Source organism: Desulfobulbus elongatus DSM 2908, assembly GCF_000621145.1.
In the GTDB taxonomy this organism is placed as follows: domain Bacteria; phylum Desulfobacterota; class Desulfobulbia; order Desulfobulbales; family Desulfobulbaceae; genus Desulfobulbus; species Desulfobulbus elongatus.
The window spans coordinates 1-5,549 of sequence record NZ_JHZB01000065.1; the positions used below are offsets into that span (position 1 = coordinate 1).

At 60.3% G+C, this 5,549-nt stretch carries 10 protein-coding genes; 2 read left to right on the forward strand and 8 right to left on the reverse strand.

Annotation, left to right across the window (positions count from 1 at the left end; genetic code table 11):
• Nucleotides 1–338: 338 nt before the first annotated feature.
• Both Q362_RS0117300 and Q362_RS21575 read right to left on the reverse strand, forming a co-directional pair.
• Nucleotides 339–533: a hypothetical protein gene (locus tag Q362_RS0117300; RefSeq protein ID WP_028319649.1), complete on the reverse strand. Its 195-nt coding sequence runs from the start codon at nt 531–533 to the stop codon at nt 339–341.
• A 3-nt stretch (nt 534–536) separates the two neighbouring features.
• The gene (locus tag Q362_RS21575) at nt 537–1,259 is read right to left on the reverse strand and encodes a BRO family protein (protein WP_051554463.1); all 723 of its coding nucleotides are present in this window, start codon (nt 1,257–1,259) and stop codon (nt 537–539) included.
• Between the two features lie 345 nt (nt 1,260–1,604).
• Between Q362_RS21575 and Q362_RS0117310 the strand changes: the two genes are divergently transcribed.
• Nucleotides 1,605–1,922, forward strand: a complete 318-nt coding sequence (locus tag Q362_RS0117310) for a hypothetical protein (protein WP_028319650.1) — start codon at nt 1,605–1,607, stop codon at nt 1,920–1,922.
• Nucleotides 1,923–2,597 (forward strand): thermonuclease family protein, encoded by a 675-nt coding sequence (locus tag Q362_RS0117315; protein WP_051554464.1) that lies wholly within the window; start codon nt 1,923–1,925, stop codon nt 2,595–2,597.
• Nucleotides 2,598–2,599: 2 nt separating this feature from the next.
• On the opposite strand, the gene Q362_RS0117320 is transcribed toward Q362_RS0117315, so the two are convergent.
• The 6 genes from Q362_RS0117320 to Q362_RS0117345 form a co-directional block, all read right to left on the reverse strand.
• A complete protein-coding gene (locus tag Q362_RS0117320) occupies nt 2,600–2,959 on the reverse strand; it encodes a hypothetical protein (protein ID WP_028319652.1) in 360 nt (119 codons plus the stop codon).
• On the reverse strand, nt 2,952–3,569 hold the full coding sequence (locus Q362_RS0117325; RefSeq protein ID WP_084312960.1) for a gp16 family protein: 618 nt from the start codon (nt 3,567–3,569) through the stop codon (nt 2,952–2,954). The genes Q362_RS0117320 and Q362_RS0117325 overlap by 8 nt, the downstream gene beginning before the upstream one ends.
• A gap of 14 nt (nt 3,570–3,583) precedes the next feature.
• The gene (locus tag Q362_RS22545; RefSeq protein WP_157470313.1) at nt 3,584–4,186 is read right to left on the reverse strand and encodes a hypothetical protein; all 603 of its coding nucleotides are present in this window, start codon (nt 4,184–4,186) and stop codon (nt 3,584–3,586) included.
• Nucleotides 4,187–4,408: 222 nt separating this feature from the next.
• Nucleotides 4,409–4,660 (reverse strand): hypothetical protein, encoded by a 252-nt coding sequence (locus tag Q362_RS0117335; protein WP_028319654.1) that lies wholly within the window; start codon nt 4,658–4,660, stop codon nt 4,409–4,411.
• 74 nt (nt 4,661–4,734) lie between these two features.
• A complete protein-coding gene (locus Q362_RS0117340) occupies nt 4,735–5,019 on the reverse strand; it encodes a hypothetical protein (protein ID WP_157470316.1) in 285 nt (94 codons plus the stop codon).
• Between the two features lie 93 nt (nt 5,020–5,112).
• Nucleotides 5,113–5,505, reverse strand: a complete 393-nt coding sequence (locus Q362_RS0117345; RefSeq protein WP_028319656.1) for a hypothetical protein — start codon at nt 5,503–5,505, stop codon at nt 5,113–5,115.
• Nucleotides 5,506–5,549: the final 44 nt, after the last annotated feature.

Genomic DNA, 5,549 nt, shown 5'->3' on the forward strand with positions numbered 1-5,549 from the left:
AGTCACCCGCTTTTCTTCAGCCCGGACGGGACTGCCGATTGCCAAAACCGCCACCATAGCGATGTACAACCAACTTTTTTTCATAGGACCTCCGGGGCATCCGCCCCTATATGCTCGCTCTCTGTGCGATCAGATCAGATCAACCTCAAAACGGGGCGGGTTGTGAGCCCGCCCCGTTTTGTTGGAGGTGTCAGGCATCTCTGCCTGTCGTGGGGATATGTACTGTATTGCCGGGGCGGCGGAGAGCCGTAACGTTACGGAACAAGAAAGGGGAGGCCGGAACGACCTCCCCTGCGGGAACGACACCGGGCGGTGCCTGTTGGATGTTTAATGGTTCGTTAAAGTTTGGTCAAGGCTGCTTCGAGGTGATCCTCAATGTGGCTGAGGATGTAGCACAGCCCGTCCTGGTCACGTGCAGACAGCGTCAATCCCCGGTTGATCGCTGTCGCTGTAATCATGGTGTTGAGGAGACAGAGCATACTGTGAGCGTGATCGATCAGGTCGGCCGGGCTGGTATCGCAATCGGTACACATGGCTCACCTCCCTTCGATCACGCCGATGGGGAACAGTTCCAGCTGCCGCCCGGTAGGCGGCTTGATGCCGTAGGGAGTGGGCAGGGCGAACCTGTGGCGGAAATCGATCAGCTCCATCCGCTTCAACTCCCGCTCGTTGCGCGGGCAGAGCAGGCCGCACTGGCGCATGTCCCGCATGTGCCGGCGCAACGCGGCCGGGCTCAGGCTGACCAGCTTGGCGATCTCCTTGTTGGTCAGATCCTTCTGGTGGTACTTGCGGATGCTGTTCCACAACGGAATCTTGGCCAGCATCTGGTGCTGCATCTCCCAGATGGCGCACCGGGTGTCGAGGCGGCATTGCTCGCACTGCTCCTTGGTCGGGCCTTGGTGCGCAGGAGCGGTGGCGGTCGGGCTGGCGTAAACGCCGGTCTTGCGAATGGCGGGGAGGACTTCTTCGAATATCCATCTCTCGAATCGTTGCGCGGCTGGGAGATGTGAGCCGGTGATCAGGCGGTAGACATCGGGTTCGTGGATTACCCGAATCTCTTGAACTCCCCCGGATGTTTGAAGGGGGCGACGTTTCATCGCCCCCTTGCAATGTCGCGCGACTGCGTCTTTTGGGTGTTTGTAGCCCAGGGCCTCGGCCACATCGATGGCGACGAATAAGGGCGCGCCGTTTTCGATGACGGTACGAACCTGTTTTGACTCAAACTGGAAAGGGGTGATGGAAGTTGTGGTACTGGTCATGGCGTTACCTCCTGTTGGGTAGGATTTTAAGCCCTGCCGCGCTGCCAAACGCAAAAAGGGCGGACACTGTACGGGTTGGCAGACCGGCAACAGGACCGGCAGGGGTTGCCCCCTCCCGCACAGCGCCGCCCAATGAAGAGAGCTTCGCCATGCACTGGACGCAAAAAAACCGCCGAATCAAAAGAATGGCGGTGCGTCCGCCTGTTGATCGGGCTGCCAAGCCCGTGCAGCCGTTTTTTGCGGCTGTATGGGTAACATTGCCCAAAAACGGCGCCGGTGTCAATACGTTTTCAATTTTCACCTGTTTCGGATATACTGACATTCCCCCCCCTCAAAGGAGACACCATGGCCCTCGTCAACTGCCAAGAATGCGGCAAAGAAATTTCCGATAAAGCTGAATCGTGCATCCATTGCGGATGTCCTGTGCAACCCCCGGCGCGACAAGACGCCCCGGTCTGCCCCAAGTGCGAATCAAGAGACATCACCGTGGGCACGAAAGGGTTTGGCCTGATAAAGGCCGCCGCCGGGGCAGTGGTCGCCGGTCCGGTGGGCCTGCTCGGCGGAATAATCGGCAGCAAGAAAACGATATTTGTGTGCACCAATTGCGGGCACAGATGGAAACCCCCGGTTTACCCGCCGGATTATTACGGGACGGGGTGGTAATTGTCCTGCCTCAAAAAAATACGGTGGATCGTCGCCCTGATACTTATCTCGGCGGCGGTCACCGCCCTGGCTAGCCCCGCCAAGCTGATCAAAATCATTGACGGCGACACCATCAAGGCGCAGGTCAACGGCGATCTGCCCCACATCCGGCTGTGGGGCATCGATGCGCCGGAGGCAGGGCAAGCAGGTGGCGATCTGGCCACGACCACGGTGCAGCGGCTTCTCGCTGGTCGTAAAATCACGGTGCAACCCATCGACCGCGACCGCTACGGCCGCACCGTGGCCGTGGTCTATACCGATGGCGACGAGAGAAGCGTGAACGAGGCCATGATCCGAGCCGGCGCGGCCTGGGTCTACACCAAGTATTGCACGAAACCGATCTGCTCCCAATGGTCTCAATATCAGCAGGCCGCCCAGGCTGCCGGCATCGGCCTCTGGCGGGACAAAGCCCCCGTTCCCCCCTGGGAGTGGCGACGCGGCGACGAGAGCAAGCTGGTAACCTTGGTCTCTGCGTCCGCCGATGCGATGGGCGCGTACATCGGCAACACCAACTCGCGGAAATTCCACGCCGCCGATTGCCGGCACGCCGGATGCAAGCATTGCACTGCGGTCTTTTCCAGTCGTTCCGAGGCGATTGCAGCAGGATATATCCCCTGCAAGGTGTGCCGACCCTGAGTTCAAAACAACCTCAGCTGCTTCTCTTCCAGGGCTTTCTGCTTTGTCGACGGCTGGGCCAGGATTTTTTCAACACTCGACAGGCTCAACCGCCACATCCAGGCCAACTCCCGCATGGTAATTTCACCCCGATCGTACATGGCCCTGATCTGATCGTTCCGCCAATCCAGCAGTGGACGATCCATCCGGCGGACATACAGGGGGCCACCGCCCACCCTTTGCGCCAGAGCCAGCGCGATCAGTACGCCGAGTCCGGGAAAATCCATCTCTATGGCCTTGGCGATTACCTGCATGTCGCCGGGGAGATCGTCGATCGGGGGGCGGTACTGCTCGGGCAGGTTGGTGAGCCGATTGTCAGGCATTCTTGTTTTCTCCGGTCTCGGCGGTGGCCTGCGGCAGGGGACCGATGAGGGCGATGATCGCACGCAGGGTGGAGCGGCGCCGGCTCCAGTTGCCTGCCAGTTCGTACCGCGCGGCCAGTTGCTCGCGGCTCATGCCGGCACGCGCCAGCAATTCGTCCACCTGGGTCAGCAGGCCGCGCTTTTCCTGTTCGACATGCAGGGCAGCGATCACGGCCGCCAGATGCTCTTGCTTGCGCAGCCAGGTCACGCGCTCGATGCCGGTCTGCTGCTTTGCGATCGCGTGCGCGTAGGCCCAGGGCAGCCGCATGTCGGCCAACTGCGCCTCGATTTTCTGCAGCATGGCCTCGCGGTCGATGTTGTGGGGCGTGCCGGGGTGCTGTGCCACCCGTTTGCGCGGCTTCCTGAGCCCGCCGAGCCGGCGCATGTGATCCAGCACCCGCCGCCGGCCGGCGGCGTCCAGATCCTTGGATGAGTCCGCCCCGGCCACCTCGCGCAGCATCAGCCGGTAGGTGTCTTCATCCATGCCCAGGTCGCGGCGGGCCACGTGGATGGCGGCCAGCTGCCCGCGGCGGTTCTCGGCGGTGCCGGTCTTCGCGCTCTTCCTGTTCATCGCCATGTCGCACCTCATTTTTTAGCATTGAGCTTGCGGGCGAGATCGGAGACCAATTGTTCCGCGGCAGCGACCTTATCCGGTTCCGGTTCCGGCAGGGAGCCGTGCGCGGCGATATACGCCCGCTCAAACTGGCTCAGTCCATCGTCGGCCGGCGGCGGATCGTCGCGGTGGACATGGGCGGCGCCGGTGAGGATCTGTTGATGCTGCTGCCGCTCGGCGCCGGCATCCGCCTGGTCGGCGAGCTGATACACGACCTTGCGCAGGTAATTGTGATTCTCCATCGGCAATTCCAAACCGCTCGCCTGGTCGAGCATCTTTTCGATGCCCCGCACCCACATGGACGGGGTGCAGGGCCGATCGACCTTGCCTTTCCGCGACACGTATCCCGTGCTGACCAAGGCCACCATTTCCCGTATCAGCCGAATGGATTTCGAGTTCTGCATGGCCCGTCCCGATGCCGGCTTGAACAGAGCCATGTATTTGTAGAACGGCGCCTGCAGTTCTTGCGGGAGCTTGATATACTCGGGCACGAGGTCGCCATTGCCCGCAGCCTCAAGGAAGCTGGTCACCGGAGCCCGATACCCGCAGAGTGCGCATTTTCCATCATTGGGCATGCTTCTTCTCCGCAGCGTGGATGCATCTCTGGCATGGGTTGGCAACCGGCAAGTGGTGCAACCTGTGGAGACATGTCTTGCATCGATCACTGTGTATGCGCACGGTCGCTTTCTTGTAACGGTCGAGCACTGGCTGCTTTATGCAATACGGCAGGGCCCAAACATCTTTCCCGCATTGGATGCAACTGGTGTTGTCGCAATCAAGGCAATCAGCAACTGTAATCATGCGTCCTCATCCTCTAACTGTTTCAATGCGCTTTGCAGTCTGCGACGCAGCCCTTCGATGGCAGCCTTTTGCGCTGCAATATTCCGACATGACCCATGATCACGAAAGCAGCAGATGCTCTCCTCATCGGGAGGCATGATCTCGCAGAGCGCAAACGCGCAGGAAACCTCACCTGCACAGTCATAGTGCAGCGAGAAATCACCGTCGTAGATCATGCTGTTGATGTGCGGTTTCTTGTTGCGCTTCATAATGCTTCCGGTCCATCGATATGAGCACTATACGTTCGTATAGAGCGTCAATTGTCGTGGTCATATTGGTCTCCTCAAAACAACGACATCTGAATGGGACGATCGTGTTCGAGGATCTCGATCGTGTCGAAGTCACGCTCGCTTTTTCCGCCGGCGTATGTCTTGTCAAAGGAGCGCAAGGTTTCCTCATCCCAATTGTTCAGCCACCTTTTCTGACCGCTGGCCTCGCAGATACAGGTGAGGTGGAGATGCGGCCGGGAGTGGTTGTAATTGCGGCAGGTGCAGCCGCGTTCAACCTTGATGATCCTGTATGGCCCTGAGTAATTCGTCCTGATCAACATTCCTGGTTCCAGCTTCATGCCTGACTCCCCGTTGGAATAATGGCGGATGATCGGATACGCCGATCGCGGAGCCGCCGCGCGCCATCTCCCGGGCCGGGTCGTGGCCGGGTGCTACCCGACCCTCTCTACATCAGCGGGGGCGACCCGCTGCCCGCCGGCAGCCCCGGCGGCGGCATAATCTTCGCAGAGCGCATCTCCGATCGGGGTTCCGTACCCCCAGTCCCCCGGGGCGCCGAAAGCATCCTTGACCGAGAGACCGGAAAGAATGCGAGCCAAGCAGCGCAGCAACTCGGCATCATCCCTCCGGGTGTCGTAATCCACGCTGTCGTGATCGGCCTCGCTGTCGATCTTTTCTGCCCTGAGACGGATCGCCCGGGCGAGGTTTGCATGGTTCATTCGATAAACTCCATTCTTCTGTTCTTGCCGCACCTTGTTCTCGCACTCCGCGCACAGGCTTTCGCCGGGCTGGGCCGGGTTGCCGCAGCCGGCACAGAGGGGCGCCATTATCTCCGTTCCTGGACAAACATCACGTGTCCCTCGTGGGAGAT